We start from the raw sequence: 25,122 nt of genomic DNA on the forward strand, positions 1-25,122 counted from the left end.
TTTGTTCCTTGTTCCTTGTTCTTTGTTGGTTAGTTCAATTATGCAAAGAACAAATAACGAATATAGCGTTTCTTAGTCTATGCCGAACATGGTTAATGGCTGTCATTAATATCTCAAAGAACCATGAACTAAGAACCATGAACAAAAATTTAGAATGTACCTCATGAGAGTTAAAACCACTATAGTTAATCATTCTGTCTCGTGGCGAGAAATTGCAATTTCGATCGCGGCGTGAAGTTCTCTTTCTTTAAACGGTTTCAGAATATACCCATAGGGCTTACTTTCTTTGGCTCGTTCTAAGGTACTTTGTCCCGCATAAGCAGTTAAATAAATCACGGGTAAGTTATGGTCTTTATAGAGCTTAGTGGCGGTTTCAATCCCATCCATTTCTCCTTGCAAATTAATATCCATCAACACTAAATCAGGACGTTCTTGTTGAATCAACTCAATCGCTTCCTCACCAGAGGCTAAACGCCCCATCACTTCGTAGCCCATTTTTTCTAAACGTCTGGAAATATCCAAGGAAACAACTGCTTCATCTTCGACAATTAAAATTTTGTTGGCTGACATAACTTAAAACCGTTTGCGTTCAATGGGTTTGGGAAAAGTAATTTCAAAACTCGCCCCAGGGTTATTCTGAAATTTTAGAGTACCACGTAATTGTTGAGTTAGAGAAGTAATCAGAGAAACTCCTAAAGAACTGGTTTTATGAGGATTAAATCCTTCGGGTAAGCCTACTCCGTTATCTTCAACTTTGAGCGCAATGGTTTCTTCAGCTTCGTCAATAAAGCCGAGGAACAGATGAATTGTCCCTCGGCGCTGATTGGGAAAGCCATGTTTGAGGGAATTAGAAACCAATTCGTTAATCAAAAGTCCGCAAGGAATGGCACTATCAAGATTGAGTTGAATCGATTGAATATTCATCTCGGTTTGTACCCAATCGGGGTTGACATTATAGGATGCAAGAAGATGATAAGTGAGATCGCGAATGTATTCAGCAAAGTCAATATTGGCTAGGTTTGTCGCTTGATAGAGTTTTTCATGGATTAGCGCCATGGAACTAATCCGATTTTGACTTTCTTCGAGGATAGCGAGGGCTTCTTCGTCTTCTAGGGCTTGGGATTGTAGGGAAAAAATGCTGGAAATGACTTGTAAATTATTTTTGACGCGGTGATGGACTTCTTTTAATAACAGATCTTTTTCTTCCAAGGAGGCTTTGAGTTGTTCTTCTGCTTCTTTGCGTTCGCTAATATCACGACAAACGCCGACAATTTCGCCATTTTGGGTCAAATTCATGGATAGTTCTTGGACAAAGGTGCTGCCATCCCGACGTTGTGCAGAAATGTCTCCACTCCAGCAGCCTTGAGTGGTCAGTTGCGGGAAAATTTCTTCATTAATGCGAGGGATTTCCGTGGGGGGATGATGACTACACCAAGATGTTTGTAGAAGGGCATTTTGGGACTCGTAACCCAGCATTTGAGAGTAGGCGGGATTGACATAATGGAGTTCGCCATTGGTATGGATAATCATAATGCCATCCGTGGTGGTTTCAATGGCGGTGAGTTGTTGCTGGAGGGTTTCTTGGGTGAGTTGTTTTTCTTTCGCCAGCGCGATCGCTGCTGCTGCGGAACTGAGTAATCCCACTTCCAATCGTCCCCAATTTCGAGCCACTTCGCAATTATCAAAGCCAATCACGCCAAAAAATTCCCCATTCACCATCAACGGTAGCATGAGGAAAGAAATCGTGCTATTGCGCCAGAAAAAGCTCTGTTTCTCGGTGGGTAAATCAGTGATTGTTTTTTGTAGAAATTCTCCTTGTCGTAACTTTTCGTAACATTCGCTGCCGAGGTTGTCATAAGAAAAATCTTGTTGCTGATGAAAATCGGGATAGTAAACGCTGTGAGAGTACCATTGCGCACATTTACGCCCTTTCAGATTGCCCTGTTCGTCCACAAAGTTTTCATAGACATAAATGCGGTTGGCTTCACAGGCTTCTCCTAAAATCCCTAAAACTTCTTGATAGAGGGCTTTATCAACTGTAGAAGCGAGCAGACGACGTTGTACCCCCACCAATGCTTTTAAGTAGCGTTCTCGTTTTTTCAGGGCTTCTTTGGCTTGTTTCCGTTCGGTGATATCTTCAGCAATCCCCGCAATGCGATAGACCTTTCCTTTTTCATTGCGGACGGGAAAAGCGCGATCGTGAATCCAGCGAATCTCACCATTGGGGCGAATAATCCGATATTCTTCATCATATTGCCCCCGAATCTGTTTGCGACACGAATGCAGGATGCGTTCATAATCTTCAGGGTGCACTGAGTTTAACCAGTCCGTGGGGGAATCATAAGCACTTTGCAAACTTCGTCCCCAAGTGGATTCATAAGCGGGAGAAATATAAATAAAACTTTGCTGGGTTAAATCAACCATCCAAAAAACTTGTTCAATATTTTCAGCAAGTTGACGGAATTGATTTTCACTTTCCCGCAAGGCTAACTCGGCTTGTTTCCGTTCGGTAATATCAATCCCAATTAAAACCGCAGCACTGGCTTGACGGTATTTTTGTGCTGCCACCAGAAAGCTACGGATTTCACCATTTTTAATGGTATTTTCTAAAACTTTACTGGTTTCACTTTCGCCACTGGCGAGAAACTCATACATAAACCGGACAAAGGAAGAACTGGTATTTAAAAAGCCGATTTCTTTGCCGACAAAATCTTCGGGTTCTAAATTCAGGGTATGGGCTAATTGTTCATTGACCCCTAAATAATGTCCATCTCGACTCACCCAAGACACTAAACCAGGCACAGTATTGATCACTGCTCGTAGTTGATCTTCGGCTTGACGACGTTCCGTGACATCATTGAGAGTTCCAGTAATCCCCGTAATGATTCCCTCAGCGTTACGAGTCACCCGAGCCGTGACTTCCATCCAACAGAAGCCACCCCCTTGGGTTTGATAGCGCACTTCATAGCGACAATGTTGATCAGGATGGTGAATTAATTTCTGAAATTGCTCTTGATTATAAGCAAAATCTTCAAAATAAGTGTAGTTGAGGAAAGACTGACCTAGGGTATCTTCTACAGAATAACCGGTGATTTCTGTCCAAGCTGGATTTAAAAAAGACCAGATGCCACTGGTATTGACTTGGAAGATGACTTCTCGAATGCCATCAACCAAAGCGCGGTAGGCTTGTTCACTTTCTTGTAAAGCAGCTTCTGCGGTTTTACGATCGCTGATGTCTTCTAAAATCGCTAAGAGGGATTGAGGTTTTCCTTCTGCACCACACATTAAGGACATGGTGAGGTTGACCCAGACCCAACTGTTATCTTTGCGACGGTAACGTTGTTCTTGAGAAAATGTATTTTCTTCTCCCCGTAACAATTCTGTGACTTTATGATCATTATCCGCCACTTGTTCCATGGCAATTAATTCATGATAGGTACGGGTCAATAATTCTTCTTGTGAGTAGCCTAAAATTTCACAGCCTCGCTGATTCACTCGTTGAAAACGCCCTGTAATATCTAATAAAGCAATCCCCACTGCTGCTTGCTCAAAAATACTCCGAAAACGCTGTTCGCTAGTTTTGAGGGCAATTTCAGTTTGCTTACGGCTACTAATATTACGAGTAATCACCCCAAGGTTAGTGGGAGTTGCGGTGTTGGAGTCCCGAATCACAAAAATATTGGCTAAAACAGAGAGAACGGCTCCAGTTTGATAATTTTGCACTTCCAATTCACCGTACCACTGACCGCTTTGGAAGAGACTGGGAAAAATTTGTTGATCAAATTGTTGTTCACTCTGACTGGAGAAACAGTCTTTTAGGGAGAGGGAGGAAATCTGGTCAGCCTCAACTCCTAATAAGGTTTGACCTTCAGGGTTGAGAAATTCCACTTGTCCTTCTAGGCTGGTCAGGCTAATGAGATCTTTGCTATTTTCAACGAGGGTTGCTAGTTTTTGGCGTTCCAGTTTCACTTGATTGGTTTCAGTGATGTCAATCCCCACAGCAACTAAATACTCTTGCTGATGATCTAAGTGTACGCAAACATGACTTAAATGACAGGTGGTCATCGCGCCGTGCTTACTGACAAATGTTGCTTCTGTGGTGGATTTCCCCTCTCTAAACGCTTCTTGGATGGTATCTTCCACTTGAGCGCGATCGGTTTCAACAAAGAAATCAAGGGGATCAATTTCATGGATTTCTGTTGTGCTATAACCCGTAATTTTTTCTAATTCTTGATTCCAACGGACACAGGGGCCATTTTTTTCAATCATGTAGAAAACACCAGGCAGACTGGTGAGAATAGAATCAGAAATCTCTTTTTCTCGGTAAAGTTCTGCTTCTTTCTGCACGCGATCGCGCAAGTCTCGACCTTCTGCAATTAAAAGCACCACCTGACCCGCTTCATCTCGCACTGGTTTCAAGGATAAATCTATGGGCACTAATTCCCCATTTTCCGCCAACATTTCCGCTTCATAACGGACCACGCCCCCAACTTTTGCCAGTTTAATAGACTGCTTGACTTGGGCACAATCCCAAGGAGAGGGCCACCAGGGAATTTCGGAAAAATGATGGTCTTTCACTTGAGGAAGCCGACCCTGCACCAGTTCTAAAGCGGTTTGATTGAGGTCAATCACATTTCCTTGCCCATCGAGCAACGCCATAATTTGAAAACTTTGATCAAACAATGCCCGCCATTTCTTTTCACTGGCTGCGAGGGCTTGATGAATTTGCTTGCGCTCGCTAATATCTTGGATTAAACAGCGAAACTGCATGGCTTCTCCTTCTTGCCCCTGGATGGCACTGAGGCGCAACGCACCGAAAAACGGCTCTCCCTGCTGGGGGGATAAACTGACTTCACAGCGTGCCACCCGCTTGCTTTGGTCAGCAACGGTCTGCATCGCCTGTAACAGTTGCTCTCTGTCCTCCGCATCGGTAAGGAAATTGAGAAGAGAGTGTCCAACCAGTCTGTCGGTTTCTATCCCCAGTAACTCCCCTGCGGTTAAATTAGCTTCCAAGACCTGTCCTTGAGCATCAATCGTTAAATAGCCGTCAGGGGCAAAATCAAATAAGTCCTGATAGCGTTTGCGATCCGCTTCTGTTGCTTCACGGGTTATAGCAAGGGCTTTGGCTTTGGCAATTCTGTCCCGAGCTAGAGGATTATTCAACACTGAAGTCAAATCCACATCCCTCTCGTTCATCAGCCCTGAATTTTTTCGAGGGGGGCTTTCTAAGGTCTCATGAGTTTCATCGGAGAAATGCTCGATCGCCCGCGAATTTCTTCGAGGAGGGCTTTCTAAGGTCTCATGAGTTTCATCGGAGAAGTGGGTAGAAACTGTTGTTTGCTCTTCCCATTTCAGATATAAACTGAGTTGTCGGCTGAGGGTTTGAATTTGAGCGGATAGCCGTTTCCGTTGTTGAAAATCCTGTTCTAAGGAGTGTTGGAGTTGTTTGGCGGTTGGCAACAGCCCCTTTTGGGTTTGTTGATATACGCTTTCCAAAGCGGGGGATTGGGACAGATTTTGACCGAGGGTAGTGATACGATCAATCAGTTGCTGACAAGTCATGGTGGCAGTGGGAACTATTGAGGAGAGTTCAGTTTATCGTAATCCTAACCAAGCCAAGAAGCCTTGGTTGGTAATCACTTCAATCAGGAGAAGGGCGATCAATCCGATCATGGCAAAACGTCCATTCATGCGCTCAGCATAAGGAGTCCAGCCAAAGCTAGGTTCTTCAAGTTCTGGGATCAGAGATTCATCAGTGGCGGTTGCTTCTGTGTTCGAGGTTTTTTCGTTCATGATCTAGATCTACTTGATACGTAAATGGGTTTACGATCAGTTTAAAGGGAATAACGGATTTTTGCTGTTACAAGTTAACAATCACTCTTGGACTTTCGCCTTTATTCTCTACCTCCTGTTTGGGTATAATTTCCCTTTTTGTGATCGAGTTTCTCCGCAGCGATCGCTGCTAGAATTCTTTTCGTCTCCTGCTCATTGTTTCAGTCATCAATGATAAAATTAACATCTTGGCTTCTTGCCTTCTGCCGAGAAAAGGAAACTCATCACTATTGCCCAGAGAAAATTCACGCGATCGGGGGATGTAGCTTTTAGTAAGTCTAGAATGATCGGTGATCGTTTCCCTTCCTACTAGCAAATGAATCGTCACGCTAAGTTTTGTCTTGAGCGCGATCGGATTGACCAGCCCTAAAAAGTTGCTGTTAGTTTTTGCCGAGAGGGACTCAAGAACCCGATCAATACACGACAGTAATCACAACGGTTGTGGAAACCTTGTTCAAGAAAAGCGTCACCTCTCTGTTCTTAATTAAAACCGTGAGGAACTCTCTCTTGCATCCTCTCCATCCCTGAAAAAAGCTCAGTTAAACTGGGGTTGTTTTTCTTTTTTATGGTATAAGTTTTACCACTCACCTCTTCAGGGAAGGTTTTCTCCTTGAACTGCTGATTCCTGTTTCCACTAACTGACAGCGACTGCGAATTATCTCAGAAAAACTCTCAATTATCAACTTCTTGGGCTCGTTAATCAGGGTTCTTTTCTCCTTTCTGCCAAAAAGATATTACCAGTTCCCCTCTTACTGATTTTTGATTTGATCAGAGGGAAGCCAAGGGGTGAATAATAGTAAATCTCAAAATTTAAAAAATTTCTTGTAAAATTGTAGGAGTTTAACGATATATTTTTAATAGGAGGAATGTTTTTGAGCAAACTCTCCCGACTGAACAGACAATTAAGAGGATAATTAGACAGAAAATGGAAGAACAAACAACACCGTTAAAAGGTCGCGCTTTGCTGCAAAAAGTCAAAGAACTCTCTCACTTGCCTCGTCGAGAAACCGCTAAAGAGTGTGGCTATTACAACATAACCAAAACTGGTCAAACTCGTGTTAACTTAACTGAGTTTTATGATGCAGTTCTCGAAGCGAAAGGAGTTCCCCTTGATCCCGATGGTGGGAAAGATGGTCGTGGACGTGAACCCACTTATAAGGTCAGTGTTCACAAAAATGGTCAAATTGTCATCGGTTCGACTTATACCCAAGCCATGGGCTTACAACCTGGGGAAGAATTTGAAATCAAGCTGGGTTACAAACATATTCGCTTGGTTCATATCGATGACGGTTTAACAAAAGCAGAAGACGCTGAAGAACTCCAAGAAGCAGCGTCCTAAGCGAGTTACCTTCATGGGTGATTATCCCTTCTCAGAAAAAAATCCCCACTCAAAAAGAGTAGGGAACGCCAGAGAAAAGACAATCTTAAATTTTTCTGAGCAAAGGCAATAAATGGGTCAAGATTTATTTCCTTCTCACCTATGATTGTATAGCGAGATGCGTCGGAGGTCAGTATTATCCTTTAAGAGAACGACCGTTTTTCCGTCGCACCGCTACTACACTCGGACGGGGCGGGTCATTGGGACGTAATCCTGGCCAATTGGAACCGAGGGGAACTTCTCGCTGTTGCGTAAAGAGTTCGCCTGTGGTGGTTTTCATAGCAAAGGTTCGGGTTTCGCTTGCCATGTTTTGGCGTTTCCCATTGGCTGCTCCGACGTGCTGTGGGGCTAAGAAGAGGGTTTTTTGGTCGTTGGTCAGCCAGATCCCGCAAATTTCACATTCCATGGGGCCGACAGCAATGGGGTAAGCCATGCCAGCGTTTTCGCCAGAGGTGGGTAAATACCAGGCGGAGTTATTACCAAAAATCCCTCGCATGGCAGATTGACCAACCCCATCGCGATCTGAAATTTCTAAATTATGTTTACTGGTGGAAATATCCGTCACCATCCAGACATCCCCATCGGCATCAAGATCCAGATTATCGGGATTGACAAATCCTAAACCGCCTGCTGCGGGTTCACCCCCGAGGGCAAACATTTCCCAACGGAAACTCATGGCTGCGGGATTCTTGCGGTCTTCCTGTAATTTCATAATCCAGCCATATTCGTAGGCTTCGCCATCGGGACCAGCGAAGACTTGACTGTCGGGGCCACCATCGCCACCTGGACGACCAGAGGTAAAGGCAATAAATAGCGTGCCATCTTTGGCGACATCCGTGTCTTCGGGACGGGCGGTGCAACTAATTCCAGCTGCGTTGCCAGCAAAGTGAGCATCAATTAAAATCGCCCCCTGTTTCTCACTACGGTTGCCCATGTAGAGGTCGCCTAGGGTTTGAAATTTGGCTTGGAAGGCTTCAGCTTCGGCATCGGTGGTGATGGCAATGACCCCGCCTTCGGCGCGATCGGGGTTGGGCAGCATTACTTTATTCCCGAAAACGGTACTGGGACGAACTGGATCAACGGGAGTGTCTGGAGTGAGAGCAACCCAGCGTCCACTGCCATCAGGGTTAAATTTTGCCCCGTAGAGCATTCCGTTTTCAAGGAGGCGAGAATTACTTTTGTCGGTTACATTTTTAACGGTATCTTCAGAAACAAATTTGTAGAGGTGTCCCCCACGGCGATCGCAGCCCGAATAAAAGGCAAGTTTTTCATTAGCAACTGCCCGCACTCCCACGGCTTCATGACGGAAGCGTCCGAGCCAAGTATGTTTTTTGCCGTAATCGGAGGGATTCGCGGGATCAACTTCTACCATCCAGCCATATTTATTTCCAGGTAAACCGAAGACATTGGCGCGTCCATCCACTGTTCCAGCAGTGAGAATAAATGGGGTGTTACTGGGGTCAAATGCCGAGCCATCTGCCATCACGGGTTCAAAGACCTGATCTTGGAAGTTTTCTTCTGCGGATAAAATGGTTCCCCAAGGGGTGGTTCCGCCTGCACAGTTTTGAAATGTGCCAATAATCCGATTGCCTTGGTTGTCTTCGTAACCCATTTTGTTACGCTTGGTGAAAACCGCACTTGCTGGTCCTGTGGCATAGAGAGCGCGATCGTCTTCTAAGCCAGAAATACCAGTAATTCGGCGGTCTGCGTTGGAGTAGGTGCGCTCCCAACTGCCATCTCGGTTTTGGCGAATGGAAATAACGCCAATGCCCTGGTCGATTAAGCCTTCTTTCGAGATTTCTTTAATTTGTTCTTTGAGAGGGCTGTTGTCTGGTAAAGCAAAGGCATTGATCTTACCGTTGGTTTTCGCTGCAACGGCTTTCACTTCCGCAAAGGGAAGAGATTTCCCAACCACTTCGGGATAGTTTTCCATCCATGCTTTCCCACTGATATACTCAAAGTTAATGGTGAGGAAACCTTCATTGGGTGCAGTCTCGACAAAGGAAACATAATCGTTGTTGTAACCAAAGCGAGAATCTCCCACGCGATCGCCCCAAGATGCAATGACATCGTAAGTAAAGCCATCGGGAACAATTAAATCATCCACCACTCGATAGCTACTGTAAACCTGCTTTTGTTCCTGAGAAGAAAGTGATTCAATCTCTAGAGGAAGGGGCAGTTTCACTGAGGGAATGGTAGTAGCCATAGCCGTTTTTGCTGCTGCTGAAGATGGAAACGGTTTCCCTTGGGTTGGAATCCCGCCTAGGGCAACAGTACCAGCACTTGCTCCCAGAAAAAGTAAAAAATCGCGACGTTTCATGACGTAATTGTGTTCTCCAACTCTGATGAATTTGGCTTGAAAAGCAGTTAATCGCTCGCCAAATTGATCCTAAAAGGAATTTTTAGCAATTAAGTTAAGAGTAATTTAATGATTTGTTAATACTGCGTTATTTCTTCACTATTTTTTTTGGTTTTTGAGCGCGATCGCACTCTTGAAAACATTCTTTGCTAAGATACCAAATCAAATCTGCCAGAATTGCCCATAACTCTGACCAAGACACCAGAACCGATACTGATCAAAGAAGAGACTGATGGGGTCGTGCGAGTTGCTAAAACTCGTATCACCTTAGATACAGTTATCACTGACTTTGTACAGTGACACATTATGTAGCGTGATGACAAATTAGTGTCGTCAGCTAATAAACTGCCGTTTTTATGGTGATTTCAGAAAAGAAAGCCAAGTTTAGGGCAAGGCAGTAACGGTAACCAATTCATGTCGTTTAATTATGAAGAAGTACGCAAGGCTGAAACTAACTAATCCTATAATAGTGGCTTTTTGGGTTGCTTTCTCATTCATCATAGCGGGAGAGGCAAAAGCAGAAACAATTTTTGAGGAAATTGAACGAACTGGTACTTTAAAAATCGGAATTCGCAACGATGCGATTCCTTTTGGTTATCGTAAGCCCAATGGTGAATTAACAGGATATTGTGTTGATTTTTTGGCTGCGTTGAAAGAAAGTATCAGAGAAAAAATTGATCGAGAAGAGTTATTGGTGCGTGTTTTTCAATCCACTGTTTCTAATCGGTGGAGTTTAGTCGCGGATGGTACAGTTCATATTGAGTGCGGTCCCAATACAATCCAAGATCAGATCCCAGAGGAAGAAGTCACTTTTTCGCAACCTTTTTTTGTTACAGGAACGCAGTTTTTAATTCTAGAATCTCAGCGCGATCGAATTGATTTAAGTCGTTCTCTAGCAGGATTAAGAATTGGTGTTTTGCGAGGGACGAGTACAGAAATTTTCCTACAACAACAGTATCCTGAAGCGACTTTAATCCCATTACAAGGTTCAACAGGGCGACGGCGAGGAGTACAAGGGGTATTGCAGGGTCGTTTTGATAGCTTTGTCTCTGATGGTATTTTACTGATCGGTGAAGTAGAAGGGTTGCAAGCCTTAGGATTTCCGCCTAGCAACTACGCGATTATTCCTACAATTCCTTTATCTTGTGACCCTTATGGGATGTTGCTCCCTAATGATCTAGAGTGGAAAAACTTTGTGAACAAGATTATTGACAGCGATCGAGGCAGTGAAATTTGGCAGGATTGGTTCAACGTTGTTTTACCGCAAATCGAGACCACACTCCAAACTTGTGATGAAAGGGGCTTAATTGATCTTAAGCTGGAATGAATTTAGGAATATTCCAATTTTGACTTCTCCACGGATTAAAATGACTAATTTTGTGGACTAATGTCTAAGAATTTATTTACTGTTAACAACCCATTTTGTGATATCAAAGGTTGTTCCAGTTAATTTAATAATTTTTCCTAAGTGATCAAAAACGGGACCCCCGCGTGCGTTAATATAACGAATCTCTCCATCATTTGCCCGAATAATCCGCAGGTTGGCTTCAAATGCTTCTCCTTTAATGGCGGGAATGCGGATGTTTTGCTGATAGTGCTCCACATCGTCGGGATGAATCAGGGCTAAGGCTTCCTCAGGATGATCGGGATGGGGCGGGGGCTGAGTGGGATCAAGACCGTGCAGGAGAAAGAGTTCCTCTGTCCAGTAGAGCTTTCGATTTTCAAGATTCCATTCCCAACAGCCAATTTGGGCAGCTTTCTGAGCATTGCGCAACATCCGCTCTGAACAGCGCAGTTCGCTCTCAACCGCTCTGCGTTCCTCAACTTCCCGTTGGAGACGCGCATTGGCAGCCATCAATTCTTGCCAAAGATTAGCTGTAACGGCATCCATCATTGGCTCTGGGGTAGCATTGCCCTTGTTAGACGGTTTTGTCTCCGGGTCATAATCGGAATTAAGGCTGTACCCCTGACCGTAGCGGGTTTGAATCAAATCTTGCATCCCTGCCTGCTCTAGCTTACGGCGAATGCTGCGGATATGGCTTTTAATTGTCGCATTGGTAGGGAGTTGCTCATCTAGTGTCCACAGGCGATCGCCAATTTCATGACACGGAAACCTCTGCCGGGGATGACTCAGAAATAATTTGAGCAGTTGGTATTCCTTACGATTAAGTTTTAAGCGTTGACTCTTGCACGTAACTTCTCGGGTAGTGGGATTAAGGGATACAGGACCCCAATCAAGGCAAAAACTGGCGCGATGCTTACCACGTCTGCCTAGAGCCTCAATTTGGGCGAACAGAGCTGCTTCTGGAAAGGGATGACTTAAGCAGGCATCTGCCCCGCTATTTAAGCCTTCGATGCAATGCTCCCAACCAGCAACCGCTAGTAGCAGCAGGATGAGAACTGGATTGCCCACTTCGCGCAGGCGACGGCATAACTCAATACCCTTTACTTTCGGCAATACCGAGTCTAGCAACACTAAATCATAGAGAAAGGCTTGTAACAAATCCCAAGCCTCCTCGCCATCAATCGCTAATTCGACAACGAAGTGATGATGGGATAGCTTCTGATGCAGTTTTTTCTGCAAAATTTGGTTCGAGGAAACTAAGAGAATTTTCATGACCTTCATGCAGAATGAGCTAAGGCTTAGCATTCAACTCTCTTCAGATTATTTTTGGCAAATAGTATTGCAAATCAGACTTTTTTCTTGCACAATGACGAAATTTAGCTTCAAGGATTAGAGACGAAATCATTAAGAGTTTATTCTTTCCCAAAAAAAAAATAAAAGAGGGTTGAAAAGCAGCCAATAATTTTTTAGATTACACATTTTTTTTACCTTTTGCTGTGATCATTAATCAATAACTTAAATATATTTGTAAGTAGATTGGAATGGAGAAGACAACAGCATCATTTTGATCGCGAATGACATGATTGCTCAACCAAGAAAAGATGACAAGTTTAAACCTCCTGAAACAGCTATAGCAATCCCATAAGAATTGTAAATTAATCCCCCCTAGCCCCCCTTAGAAAGGGGAATCCCCCCTAGCCCCCCTTAGAAAGGGGAATCCCCCCTAGCCCCCCTTAGAAAGGGGAATCCCCCCTAGCCCCCCTTAGAAAGGGGGGAATAGTTAATCAAGTTTTTACGAATGAATTAGAACTGCTATATGATGCCGATGTCGGAATCAACAACCGATCCAGTAGGAGATGGGTATCAGTTGAGGCTTATTGTGAATAGCATTCTTGAAGGGCTGTTATTCATGCTCTGATCAGCGTGTCAATCAAACCACAAGGACGAACAATTATGGTTGAAAATACGCAAAGTAATCTCGCGGTGACGGTAACCGGCGTTGAAGACGACCGAACGGGGTTGAGTATCCCGACTTTGCGCCGGGCCCTCGCCGACAACTTGTTTTACCTGCAAGGAAAATTTCCGCGCATTGCCACGCCAAATGATTATTACATGGCGTTAGCTTATACCGTGCGCGATCGGCTCCTGCAACGATGGCTAAGCACCATCCGTACCTACCTAGAACAGAATGTTAAAGTTGTCAGTTATCTCTCGGCAGAATTCTTACTCGGTCCTCACCTTGAAAATAACCTCATTAACCTTGGCATCTACGAGCAAGTGCAGCAAGCTGTGACCGAATCGGGTCTCGACTTGCCCACTCTGCTTGCCCAAGAAGAAGAACCTGGCTTAGGCAACGGCGGGTTAGGACGACTGGCTGCTTGCTATCTCGAATCCCTAGCCACTCTAGAAATCCCTGCCGTCGGCTATGGCCTTCGCTACGAATTCGGTATTTTTGACCAAGAAATTCAGGAGGGTTGGCAAGTTGAAATTACCGATAAGTGGCTGCAATACGGTAACCCTTGGGAAATTGCTCGCCCAGAAGCTGCTCAAATGGTGAAGTTTGGTGGACATACAGAGGTTTATACTGACAACCAGGGAGCAATGCGGGTTAACTGGATTCCGGGTCAAGAAGTGAAAGGGATTCCTTATGATACTCCAATCTTAGGCTATCGGGTTAACACCGCCAATACCCTACGTTTATGGAAAGCCGAAGCCCCCGAATCGTTCGATTTTGAAGCCTTTAATCTGGGTGATTACTATGGCTCTGTCGATGCAAAGATTGTTTCGGAAAACATCACGAAAGTTCTTTATCCCAACGACGAACCCCTGCAAGGGAAACAACTGCGCCTACAGCAACAGTATTTCTTTGTCTCTTGTGCCTTGCAAGACATGATTCGGATTCATCTACGGCGGGGTAACCCCATCGAGACTTTCCACGAGAAATTTGCGGTTCAGCTTAACGATACACACCCATCAATTGGGGTGGCGGAACTGATGCGTCTCTTGGTTGATGAGCATGGCATGGGGTGGGAACGGGCTTGGGAGATTACTCAGCAGACGTTTGGTTATACCAATCATACGCTTTTGCCAGAAGCACTGGAAAAATGGCCCCTGGATTTGTTTCGTCGCCTTCTTCCCAGACATTTGGAAATTATTTACGAGATCAATCGCCGTTTTCTCGATCAAGTGCGAATCCAATACCCCGACGATCATGAAAAATTAGCGCAACTCTCCTTAATTGATGAGTCTGGGGAGCGTTATGTCAGGATGGCTCACTTGGCGACAGTGGGCAGCCATACCATTAATGGCGTTGCGGAACTACACACCCAGTTACTGCAAGCAGAAGTCCTACAACCTTTTGCCGAACTCTTTGCAGTGGGGAACTGGCGACAAACCTTCACCAATGTCACTAATGGGGTCACTCCTCGTCGTTGGGTTGCCCTTAGTAATCCTCGGTTGACGCGCCTAATTACCAGTAAAATCGGCGATCGCTGGTTGACCCATCTCGATGATTTGCGACAGTTGGAAACCTTCGCTGACGATCCAGCATTCCAACAAGAGTGGCGACAAGTTAAACAAGCGGTGAAAGAGGATTTGGCGAATCGCATTTATAAGCAACAAGGGATTGCGATCAATCCAAGCTCCCTCTTTGATATCCAAGTGAAGCGGATTCATGAGTACAAACGCCAGCACCTGAATGTGCTCCATATTATTACCCTGTATGATCGCCTGAAGCAAAATCCTAATCTTGACCTCGTTCCCCGCACCTTTATTTTTGGCGGTAAGGCAGCCCCTGGCTATGTCATGGCGAAGCTGATGATCAAGTTAATCAACTCGGTGGCTGAGACGGTCAATAATGACCCAACCGTGCGCGATCGCGTGAAGGTAGTCTTTATCCCCGACTACAACGTCACCAATAGCCAGCCCGTTTATCCCGCAGCGGATCTCTCCGAGCAAATTTCCACTGCTGGCAAAGAAGCCTCCGGAACTGGGAATATGAAGTTTTCCTTGAATGGCGCTCTCACCATTGGCACTCTAGACGGGGCAAATGTAGAAATTCGAGAGGAAGTCGGGGCAGAAAACTTCTTCCGATTTGGCTTGAGTGCTGATGAGGTCGCTCAACTGAAAGCTGGCGGTTACACGCCCCAATACTATTATCAAAGCAATGTCCTGCTCAAAAGTGCCATTGACCTGATCGATTCGGGACTTTTCTCCGGCGGCGATCGCGAATTATTCCGACCTCTGATTAACTCCCTCATGAATGAGGATCCCTACCTGCTTTTCGTGGACTACCCAGACTACATTGAATGTCAGAGCCAGGTGAGCCGAGCTTATCGAGATTCCGAGCATTGGACGCGGATGTCCATTCTCAATGTCGCTCGTATGGGCAAGTTTTCCTCAGACCGCTCAATTCGGGAGTACAGCGATCGCATCTGGCACACGCCACCCGTCAAAGTTGAGCTCGAGGCTTATGCACAGACGAAGGCGGGTCTCTCCGTCTAAGGAGAAATCCAAAAATTCAACCCATTGTTAACTGTATTCTAAATGAGGTAATCCTAAAGATGACTGCTTCCACTTCTCCCGCAACCGTTTCACCTACCCCGCTCTCCCCAGAAGAACTGCAAAAAATTCATGCTTACTGGCGAGCGTGTAACTATCTCGCGATCGGGATGATCTATCTTAAAGACAATCCCTTGCTCAAAGAGCCTTTACAAGCCGAGCACATTAAGTATCGCTTACTTGGTCATTGGGGAGCCTCTCCCGCCTTAAGTTTTTCCTATATTCATCTCAATCGGCTGATCAAAAAATATGACCTGAACCTGATCTTTTTAGCTGGTCCTGGTCACGGTGCGCCTGGAGTTCTCGGTCCCGTCTATCTCGAAGGGACCTATTCTGAAATTTACCCAGATAAAAGTGAAGATGAAGAAGGGATGCAGAAGTTTTTCAAGCAATTCTCCTTCCCCGGACACATCGGCAGCCATTGCACCCCAGAAACTCCTGGTTCAATCCATGAAGGGGGTGAACTCGGTTATAGCATTTCCCATGCTTATGGCACCGTATTTGACAACCCTGATTTGATCAGTGTCGTCGTGGTTGGCGATGGTGAAGCGGAAACGGGTCCCCTCGCCACAGCCTGGCACTCCAATAAATTTATTAACCCGATTCGAGATGGGGCAGTGCTCCCGATTTTGAACCTCAACGGTTATAAAATTGCCAACCCCACCATCTTGTCTCGCATTGACCACGAAGATTTAGAGTATCTGTTCCGGGGCTACGGTTATACCCCCTACTTTGTGGAAGGGTCAGATCCAGAAGAAATGCACCAAAAGATGGCAGCAACCTTAGAAGACTGTGTCAACCAGATCCGCAGTATTCAAAGGGAAGCGCGCACCAGTGGCGAGGCAAAAATGGCACGTTGGCCGATGATTATCCTCCGCACCCCGAAAGGGTGGACGGGTCCCAAAGACGTGGATGGTCATAAAGTGGAAGGCTTTTGGCGGGCGCACCAAGTTCCCATGGGCGGAATGCACAGTAATCCAGAGCACGTCAAGCTCCTGGAAGAGTGGATGAAAAGTTATAAGCCAGAAGAACTGTTTGATGACAACGGCACCTTGATTCCAGAACTGAAAGAATTAGCGCCAACCGGTCAGCGCCGAATGAGTGCCAATCCCATCGCCAATGGCGGTATCGTTCGCAAAGAGTTGTCTCTTCCCAACTTCCGTGACTATGCAGTACAAGTGCCAAAGCCAGGAACCGTAGAAGTCGAAAATACCAAAGTCATGGGGTATTTTCTCCGGGATGTCATGGCGAAAAATATGACCAAATTCCGCGTATTTGGTCCAGATGAAACCGCATCGAACCGTTTGAACCCAATTTATGAAGTGAGTAAGAAAACTTGGTTGGCGAACTATCTCCCAGAAGATGCGGATGGTGGGGAACTTTCCCCAGATGGTCGCGTGATGGAAATGTTGAGCGAGCATACTTTGCAGGGTTGGTTAGAAGGATATCTTCTTTCTGGTCGCCACGGTCTGTTCCACACCTATGAAGCCTTTGCCCATGTGGTGGATTCCATGTTTAACCAACACGCGAAATGGTTAGATATTTGTAAAAATGAGGTTCCCTGGCGAGCGCCCGTTGCTTCCTTGAACATTCTCTTATCCTCGGTGGTCTGGCGACAAGATCACAACGGCTTTAGCCATCAAGATCCTGGCTACATTGATTTAGTCACGAATAAAAGCCCTGATGTTGCTCGGATTTATTTACCCCCAGATGCCAATTGTCTCCTCTCCGTCACTGATCACTGTTTGCGTAGTACCGATTACGTCAATGTCATCATCGCTGACAAGCAGATGCACTTGCAGTATTTAACGATGGAAGAAGCGATCCAACACTGCACCAAAGGCATTGGGATTTGGGAATGGGCGAGCAATGATGATTGCGGAACGGAACCCGATGTACCAGATGTGGTAATGGCGTGTTGTGGGGATATTCCGACGATGGAATCTCTTGCAGCAACCGCTATTTTGCGCGAAGAGTTTCCCCATTTGAAAGTCCGTTTCATTAATGTGGTGGATCTCTACAAATTGCAGTCCGAACAAGAACATAGCCATGGTCTCTCGAATACAGACTTTGACGATCTGTTTACCCCAGACAAACCGGTGATCTTTAATTTCCACGGTTATCCTTGGTTAATTCACAAATTGGTTTACCGACGCACCAATCAAGAGCGGATTCATGTGCGCGGGTATAAGGAAGAGGGGAATATCAATACGCCATTAGAGTTAGCAATCCGCAACCAGATTGATCGCTTTAATTTGGTCATTGATGTGATTGAGCGAGTGCCAAAACTCCGTTCTGCTGCTGCTTATGTTAAAGAACGGATGCAGAATCAAATTATCGAGCATCTCAACTATGCCTTTGAAGAAGGACGAGATAAACCCGAGATTGTGAACTGGAAGTGGCCCGATGACAGTTCCCGTACTTAATTGTTAGTGCGTTATTGGTGAGAGAACCGCTTGCAGATGGCTGAGTCCACTTCTTGCAAACTGCTCTCTCTTTTATCATTGATGTTGTTGTTCAGTTGCTTCGGAAAAGAAATGAGTTTAAATTTATATTTTCTACGTCATGGTGAGACCACCCACAGCCAAACAGGCGGATACTGTGGAGAACTTGATCCTGAACTCACGAGTGAGGGACAGGAAATGGCGCAAGCCTTTGCGGAAACTTACCGTTCGCTTCCTTGGTGTGCGATTTTTTCCAGTCCGATGAAACGGACGATCGCGACGGCGAAACCCCTGTGTGAGGCAACGGGGTTGGAAATGCAATTGCGAGACGGGATTAAAGAACTCAACTATGGCAAATGGGAGGATCAGACCCCAGAGACAGTGAAGAAGCTCTATCCCGAGGATTACATTAGTTGGTTAACTGAACCGGCTTGGAATCCGCCCACAGGTGGAGAAACGGCGGTACAAGTGGCGAGTCGGGCTGCTTGGGTGATTGCGGAAATTGAGGAAAATTATCCCGATGGTCACGTGCTGGTGGTGTCTCATAAGGCAACGATTCGGATTGTGTTGTGCAGTTTGTTGGGAATTGATTTAGGTCGCTATCGCGATCGGATTTTTATGCCAGTGTCTGCTCTCACTGTTGTCAAGTTTGACCGTTATGGACCGCTTTTACGGGTACTCGGCGATCGCGCTCATCTTTCCTCTCAACTGCGCGATCGACCCGAAGCCTAAATTAAGAAACCCTCATCATCGCCGAATCTGCAAGGAGAGTTGTTGAACTATGAAATCTTCCGATCATCAAACATTTTGGGGGCTATTGCTGCTAATTGCTGCCACCAGCACTGGATGCAGCACGGCAAAACCTGATGCACAAGCCAGCAGTCCCCCGCCGATTCCCGTCGCGATCGAAACCTTAAGCCCAGAAACCTTAGAAGAGAGTTCTCAGTTTGTGGGAAATTTAGAAGCAACGGAGAAAGTGGCGCTCAAGCCAGAAATTCAAGGGCGCATTCAACAAATGCGAGTGGCCCCGGGCGATCGCGTGGCACAAGGAGAAGCAATGATGGTGTTAGAACCTGATCAGACGCTTCCTCAGTTAGAAAATGCCCAAGCTGGCGTTAACGCTGCGATCGCCAGCCGTGAGACGGCCGTTGAAAAACGAAAAGTTGCCCAGTCTCAGCGAGATTCTGCCCAAGAAGAAGTGAACTTAGCCCAAGTTAATTATGATCGTGCCCAATTTCTCTTAGAAGCTGGCGCGATCGGGCAATTTCGCCTCGATCAAGCGGAAACTGAGTTGAAAACTCAAAAAAATCGACTGCAGGAAGCGGAAAATGCAGTGGAAGCAGCGCAAGCAGCCATTCGCCAAGCCGAAGCCAATCTGGCACAGGCCCGCGCCCAAGTGAAAGCAGCACAAGTGAGTGTTGGCTTTAAACAAATCCTTTCGCCAATCTCAGGGATTGTCGGGGATTTAGCGGTCAAGCAAGGCGATTACATTACACCAGGGGAAACAATTGCGACCATTACCCGCAATAATTTCCTCGATCTGGAAATCTCAGTTCCCGCCCGACGGTCTGGGGAGTTACAGCAAGGGATGACGGTAGAATTGCTTGATCCAGCGAGCCAGCAGACTTTAAGCCAAGGAAAAATCAATTTTATTTCTCCCAATGTGGAGACAACCCTGCAAACGATTCCGATTAAAGCGCGTTTCCCCAATTCTGGGGGAACACTCCGCGATGGACAACGGGTGGAGGCAAAAATTGTTTGGAATAATGAACCAGGGATTTTAATTCCGACAACAGCGATTTCTCGGGTCGGAAGTAAAAGTTTTGTTTTCGTTCAAGACCAACCCGAAGCCAGTAATGAAGAAGCAGAGGTGATTGTGCGCCAACGCCCGATTCAACTTGGGGAGATTCAAGGATCGGATTATCAGGTTTTAGACGGGTTAGAAGCCGGAGATCAAATTGCCGTTTCCAACATTCTGAAATTGAGAGATGGAGCAGCGATTCAACCCCAATAAGTGATCACAGAAGTCTTGCCAAATCCGAAATTAACAGTTGACTGAAGCCATTATGCCCATTTTTTCGATTGCCAATACCTTTATTAAACGACCGATACTGACCACCGTTTGCACATTGTTGATTCTTTTAGTGGGAGGAGTTTGTATTCCGCTATTGCCCATCAACTACTTACCTGACATTTCCCCCATTCAAATTCAGGTGAGTTCTTTTTATACTGGTGCGGATGTGGATACGGTGGAAAATACGGTGACCACGATTCTCGAACGGGATATCAATGGGGTGGAGAACATGGATTACATGACCTCCCAAAGCTATGCTGGCACCAGTAAGATTTCTGTCTTGTTTCCCTCCAATACTGATAAAAGCACCAACCAGGTGAATGTGCAAAACCGAGTTGCCCAAGCCTTGCCAAAACTGCCTTCTTCGGTTCAACAACTAGGGGTATCAACGAAGGCAGCCTCTACTAGTATTCTCATGATCTATGGATTCTATTCGGAAGGAGGGGAGTATGACAATATCTTTATTAGCGATTATGTCGATCTCAATGTCACCGATATTATTAAGCGGGTGTCGGGGGTGGGCGATGTTGCCGTTTTTGGCAATAAACAAAATGCGATGCGGTTGTGGTTGAATCCAACCGCGTTAAGCGCTCGTGGGTTAACCATTCTCGATGTAGTGAATGCTTTGCGCTCTCAAAACATTGTAGTTGGGGCAGGCGCGATCGGTCAAGAACCGGTGCCTGAGGGTCAAAGTTATGAGTTGCCTTTGCGAATTCGCAGTCGCTTTACCAATCCGAAAGATTTTGACAATTTAGTGGTCAAAACGGGCAATGATGGCACATTGGTGAAATTGGAAGATGTCGGTGATGTGGAAATTGGGGCCGAGAACTATAGCAGTAATGCGTTAGTGAATGGACAGGAAGGGTTAGGGCTTGCCGTTTACCAATCCCCAGGGAGTAATGCTTTGGATGTGGCGAGAAATGTCCAAAGTACGATGGCAGAGTTAAACGAGAATTTTCCGCCAGGGATGAAAGCGGAGATTGTTTACGACACCACTTCCTTTATTCAAACCTCGATTAAAGAAGTGTTTATTACCCTGCTGCAAGCGATCGCGCTGGTGATTTTGGTGATTTACTGTTTTTTACAGGACTGGCGCACCACGATTATTCCCGCGATCGCGATTCCTGTGGCTTTAATTGGGGCGTTGGCGTTTGCCCTGATCTTTGGCTTCTCCATCAACAGTTTAACCATGTTCGGTCTGATTCTTGCCACGGGAGTGGTTGTGGATGACGCGATCGTGATTGTGGAGGCGGTAAGCGGAAAACTAGAGCAAGGCTTATCGGCAAAAGAAGCCTCAATGGCAGTGATGAAAGAAATGACGGGGGCGGTGGTTTCAACGTCTTTGGTGCTACTAGCGGTTTTTATTCCTGTTGCCTTCTTCCCAGGAACAACTGGAAAACTCTACCAACAGTTCGCCCTGATTATCGCCTTTGCCATTGTTGTTTCTACCTTTAACGCCCTCAGTTTTAGTCCCAGTATGTCCGCGATTCTGCTGCGACCGCAACAGGAAAGCAGAGGGCCTCTCGGCTGGTTCTTTGGCAAATTTAACCAGTTTCTGGCTGGCTTGCGCGATCGATATCAAGGTCTGGTGGCGTTTTTCATTCGCATTCGCTATTTAGTCATGGCTGCATTTGTCGCTGCTCTGTTTGGGACGTACTATATGTTCCAAGCGGTTCCCAGTGGTTTTGTTCCCGCAGAGGATCAAGGGGTGGTTTTAGGTTTGATTCAAGCTCCAGATGGGGTTTCCTTGAGCTATACCGACCAGGTGGTTGCAGAAGTTGGGGAGATCATGGGGGAAATTCCTGAAATTGAAGGCAGCTTTATTGCCAGTGGGAACGGCTTTGAGGGGGCTGGACCAAATCAGGGATTGTTCTTTGCCAAACTGAAACCTTGGGGAGAGCGAACCAACGAGGAACAGAAAATTAATGGCATTTTGCGACGGTTGAACATTGCATTTAGTCAAATTGACAGCGCGATCGTCGCTGCGTTTAACCCTCCTGCAATTCCTGGCTTTGGAACGACAGGAGGCTTTGAGTTAATGCTCCAAGATCGCACAGGTGGAAAACTCTCCATTGATGAATTTCTAGGGAACGCCCAAGAAATCTTAGGCAATGCCAATCAAAAACCAGCGATCGGTGGGAGCGCTTATACTCAATTTACAGCAGGAACGCCCCAATTACAGGTAGAATTTGACCGTAACAAGTTAGAGTCTCTCAACATTGATTTCCAACAAGCGGTGCAAACCCTCGGGGCAACGATGGGGTCTCAATATGTAAATGACTTTGTCCTCGGTACTCGCAGTTATAAAGCCTACGTCCAAGCCCAAGGGAATTATCGCAATTCGCCTCAGGATATCAAAAAACTGTACGTCCGTTCTCGCGATGGCAACATGATTCCCATGAGCGAACTGGCAACGATAACACCGATTACGGGGCCACAAACGATTACCCACTACAATGGCTATCGTTCGATTAAACTGCAAGGCTCTCCCGCACCAGGCTACAGTAGCGGACAGGCGATCGCTGCTATGGATGAAACGGTAGAAGCCAGCGCTCTTCCTGGTATCAACAGTAACTGGATTGGTTTAGCCAAAGAAGAAATTGCTGCCGGTAGTTTGGGCATCTTAGTCTTTCTCTTTGGGATTATCATGGTCTTTCTCACACTCTCGGCTCAGTATGAGAGTTACGTTGACCCGATTATTATTCTGCTATCGGTTCCGTTAGCGATGTTAGGGTCTTTGCTGTTCTTGTCTATGCGAGGCTTAGTGAATGATGTTTATGCGAACGTCGCTTTAGTGATGTTAATTGGTCTGGCGAGTAAAAATGCGATTCTGATTGTCGAGTTTGCTAACCAAGCCCGCATGGAAGGTTTAAGCATTGTTAAAGCAGCCCAAAAAGCAGCAGGGGAACGCTTTCGACCGATTCTCATGACGGCGATTTCCTCACTGGTTGGGTTTTTCCCCTTGGTGATTGCAACTGGAGCAGGATCGGCATCGCGTTGGTCTATTGGAACCGCCTTGTTTGGGGGCTTGCTGGTGGCAACAGTGCTCAGTTTGCTCATTGTTCCTGTGCTGTATGTGGTGATTAAAAGTTTAGAAAGTCATTTTCTGGATAGTAACCCTCCCGCGCAGGTCAACGGCTCTCAACTGGCAAATCTCAGTGATGCTTCCGAAGAAGAACAAGCTGCTTTCCGTTCCTAACTGAATCGCTCAATGGCAGAGGGGAAAACCGATGAATTACAAAAGAATTATTTTCTCAGGTCTAGTGACGGCTCTTGTGGGAATGGGCATGGGGTGGGTCGTTGGTCGTGCCATTCCCAGCCCTTACACATCTGAGGTTTATCGCGATTTAGGGCGCAAGTATGCGATTGTCGGCGGAAGTTTTGGCTTACTAATGGGTTTGAGTCAAGAATCCTTAAGACAACTCAAACAGCAACGAGACAGAGAAGAGAATGCTCGCCATGCTAAAAAACACAGCAGCAAGGAATCTCAAAACAGTTAATCAATGGAGTTTGCTAAAAAAAGCACCATTTGCACCCAGGGTTCAATGACCAATTTAATTTTTATTGTTTAATTGTTCCATTTATGATCAGTACAACTCCTCACTATCCTTTCACTCTAATTTTGCAAACCGTTGTCGAGACGGATTCGTCTTCGCCTCAAAATCCCATGTTGATACTCAATTGGTTGGATCAACTGCATCAACTGATGATTTCTGGAGAGCCGATCGCGATCAATCCCATTTACTTAATTTTGGGCGTTCTGGCACTTGTAATTACCACTATTGTTTTCGTCATTCCCAGGATTTTGCGTTTTCTGGTGTTTCGGTTTTTGCCGTTAGAATTGCAAGCAGCCTATCAACAAATTGTTGCTCCTTATCAACGGTGGATTACTGTTTCGTTTTTCCTCTCCCTTGGCGATATTGTTTTATTGTTAATTCCTGAAGAACCGACGTGGTTATTCATTAGCGAATTTTTTCTTGGGGGCGCGATCGCGATTAATACTTGTCTTTTAGCATTTACTCTCTTTAATCAGTTTTTTAGCGGTTATCTGCTCGACTTAGCCCTAAGAAGCCGAAAGAATGTCAACAGCGAACTGTTAGCCTTCATTAAATTTGTTGCTAATTCACTCATTGTTCTCATTGTCATCTTTATTTTTGCCGAGTCACATCGTCTCAGTATTACGGGCTTAGTAGCAAGTATCGGCATTGGCGGAATTGCTGTTGCCTTTGCTTCTCAAAAAGTCTTGGAACAGGTGTTGTGGACAATTTTGCTGTATGTAGATCGTCCGTTTGTAGTCGATGACTATATTTACCTGCAAGACGGCACCTTCGGCAGAGTCGAAGGGATTGGTTGGCGATCGAGCAAAATTCGTTTATCGGGAAAAGGAACTTTAGTCGTGATTCCTAATAGTATGCTGACGCAAATGTCCATTGAAAATTTATCAGGAGCACAGAAAATTATTACGCTACTGAATATCTTTTTTGAACGCGCCATTCCTGAACAAGAAAAAGCCCTAGTGCGTCAAATTATTCTGGATAGTACCAAGGATATTTACGGCATCGATCATCGCTTAACCGAAGTCAGCTTCGGCACTCCCAGCATCGACAATAAAAATCCTAGAAGTAGAAATAATCAAAATAATGATCAATTAGAACCTGCTCAAGCACGGGTCACTTTCTTTATTCTCGGGGCGGGTTCAATCGCGCTGGAAATTCGGACACAACTTTTAGATGCTGCCCGACGCAATATTAGTAAACGTCTTCAAGAATATGGGATTCGTTTCCAAATTGATCAGAAACCGATCAATGTCGATTCCCCCATGAATATCTAGGTGTGCTGAATTAGTCATTAGTTCGTGGTGCTTGGCGCGGGATACGGCCTACATGGTTAACTACTGTAACTGGTATTCCAAAGAACGAATAACAAATAACAAGCGATGAATTCAGGAAGCCGTACATAAAATTTTTACCTTTTAATGTGAAATTTATAAGGAGCTTTTACATCTGCGCGATCCAATCTTTGAGTCGCTGTTAGAGAAAATCCCAGCGACCGTGAGTGAGAACAAAAGAGGCACGATTAATGTAAATAAAGATATGGTGTCCGTGAGCAAATATTTATCAAACTTCTTAT

At 45.5% G+C, this 25,122-nt stretch carries 14 protein-coding genes; 9 read left to right on the forward strand and 5 right to left on the reverse strand.

Annotated features, from left to right (window positions below; translation table 11 throughout):
• Window positions 1–189: 189 nt before the first annotated feature.
• From PCC7418_RS14135 to PCC7418_RS14145, 3 genes are read right to left on the reverse strand one after another with little or no spacing between them, the layout of a single operon-like run.
• Complete coding sequence (locus PCC7418_RS14135) at window positions 190–570, reverse strand: response regulator (RefSeq protein WP_015226865.1); 381 nt, start codon at window positions 568–570, stop codon at window positions 190–192.
• Window positions 571–573: 3 nt separating this feature from the next.
• Window positions 574–5,562, reverse strand: coding sequence for a PAS domain S-box protein (locus PCC7418_RS19495; protein ID WP_015226866.1), 4,989 nt, complete (start codon window positions 5,560–5,562; stop codon window positions 574–576).
• 33 nt (window positions 5,563–5,595) lie between these two features.
• On the reverse strand, window positions 5,596–5,793 hold the full coding sequence (locus PCC7418_RS14145) for a chlorophyll a/b-binding protein (RefSeq protein ID WP_015226867.1): 198 nt from the start codon (window positions 5,791–5,793) through the stop codon (window positions 5,596–5,598).
• Between the two features lie 964 nt (window positions 5,794–6,757).
• Here PCC7418_RS14145 and PCC7418_RS14150 point away from each other — a divergent pair.
• Entirely contained in the window at window positions 6,758–7,171 is a 414-nt protein-coding gene (locus tag PCC7418_RS14150) for an AbrB family transcriptional regulator (protein WP_015226868.1), read from the forward strand.
• 175 nt (window positions 7,172–7,346) lie between these two features.
• On the opposite strand, the gene PCC7418_RS14155 is transcribed toward PCC7418_RS14150, so the two are convergent.
• Window positions 7,347–9,530 carry a PhoX family phosphatase gene (locus tag PCC7418_RS14155; protein ID WP_015226869.1) on the reverse strand — a complete coding sequence of 728 codons (2,184 nt, stop codon included), beginning with the start codon at window positions 9,528–9,530 and terminating at the stop codon, window positions 7,347–7,349.
• 508 nt (window positions 9,531–10,038) lie between these two features.
• On the opposite strand from PCC7418_RS14155, the gene PCC7418_RS14160 reads away from it, so the two are divergent.
• Window positions 10,039–10,896 carry an amino acid ABC transporter substrate-binding protein gene (locus tag PCC7418_RS14160; RefSeq protein ID WP_051030552.1) on the forward strand — a complete coding sequence of 286 codons (858 nt, stop codon included), beginning with the start codon at window positions 10,039–10,041 and terminating at the stop codon, window positions 10,894–10,896.
• Between the two features lie 72 nt (window positions 10,897–10,968).
• On the opposite strand, the gene PCC7418_RS14165 is transcribed toward PCC7418_RS14160, so the two are convergent.
• Window positions 10,969–12,186: a response regulator transcription factor gene (locus PCC7418_RS14165; RefSeq protein WP_015226871.1), complete on the reverse strand. Its 1,218-nt coding sequence runs from the start codon at window positions 12,184–12,186 to the stop codon at window positions 10,969–10,971.
• A gap of 681 nt (window positions 12,187–12,867) precedes the next feature.
• Between PCC7418_RS14165 and PCC7418_RS14170 the strand changes: the two genes are divergently transcribed.
• From PCC7418_RS14170 to PCC7418_RS14200, 7 genes are all read left to right on the forward strand, one after another.
• Complete coding sequence (locus tag PCC7418_RS14170) at window positions 12,868–15,417, forward strand: glycogen/starch/alpha-glucan phosphorylase (protein ID WP_015226872.1); 2,550 nt, start codon at window positions 12,868–12,870, stop codon at window positions 15,415–15,417.
• Window positions 15,418–15,476: 59 nt separating this feature from the next.
• A complete protein-coding gene (locus PCC7418_RS14175) occupies window positions 15,477–17,900 on the forward strand; it encodes a phosphoketolase (protein WP_015226873.1) in 2,424 nt (807 codons plus the stop codon).
• A 111-nt stretch (window positions 17,901–18,011) separates the two neighbouring features.
• Window positions 18,012–18,650 carry a histidine phosphatase family protein gene (locus PCC7418_RS14180; RefSeq protein ID WP_015226874.1) on the forward strand — a complete coding sequence of 213 codons (639 nt, stop codon included), beginning with the start codon at window positions 18,012–18,014 and terminating at the stop codon, window positions 18,648–18,650.
• Between the two features lie 49 nt (window positions 18,651–18,699).
• On the forward strand, window positions 18,700–19,932 hold the full coding sequence (locus PCC7418_RS14185) for an efflux RND transporter periplasmic adaptor subunit (RefSeq protein WP_015226875.1): 1,233 nt from the start codon (window positions 18,700–18,702) through the stop codon (window positions 19,930–19,932).
• Between the two features lie 37 nt (window positions 19,933–19,969).
• A complete protein-coding gene (locus PCC7418_RS14190; protein WP_315862115.1) occupies window positions 19,970–23,191 on the forward strand; it encodes an efflux RND transporter permease subunit in 3,222 nt (1,073 codons plus the stop codon).
• 31 nt (window positions 23,192–23,222) lie between these two features.
• The gene (locus tag PCC7418_RS14195; RefSeq protein ID WP_015226877.1) at window positions 23,223–23,492 is read left to right on the forward strand and encodes a hypothetical protein; all 270 of its coding nucleotides are present in this window, start codon (window positions 23,223–23,225) and stop codon (window positions 23,490–23,492) included.
• A gap of 83 nt (window positions 23,493–23,575) precedes the next feature.
• A complete protein-coding gene (locus PCC7418_RS14200; RefSeq protein ID WP_015226878.1) occupies window positions 23,576–24,823 on the forward strand; it encodes a mechanosensitive ion channel family protein in 1,248 nt (415 codons plus the stop codon).
• The last annotated feature ends 299 nt before the right edge of the window (window positions 24,824–25,122 follow it).

The organism is Halothece sp. PCC 7418, from assembly GCF_000317635.1.
In the GTDB taxonomy this organism is placed as follows: Bacteria; Cyanobacteriota; Cyanobacteriia; order Cyanobacteriales; family Rubidibacteraceae; genus Halothece.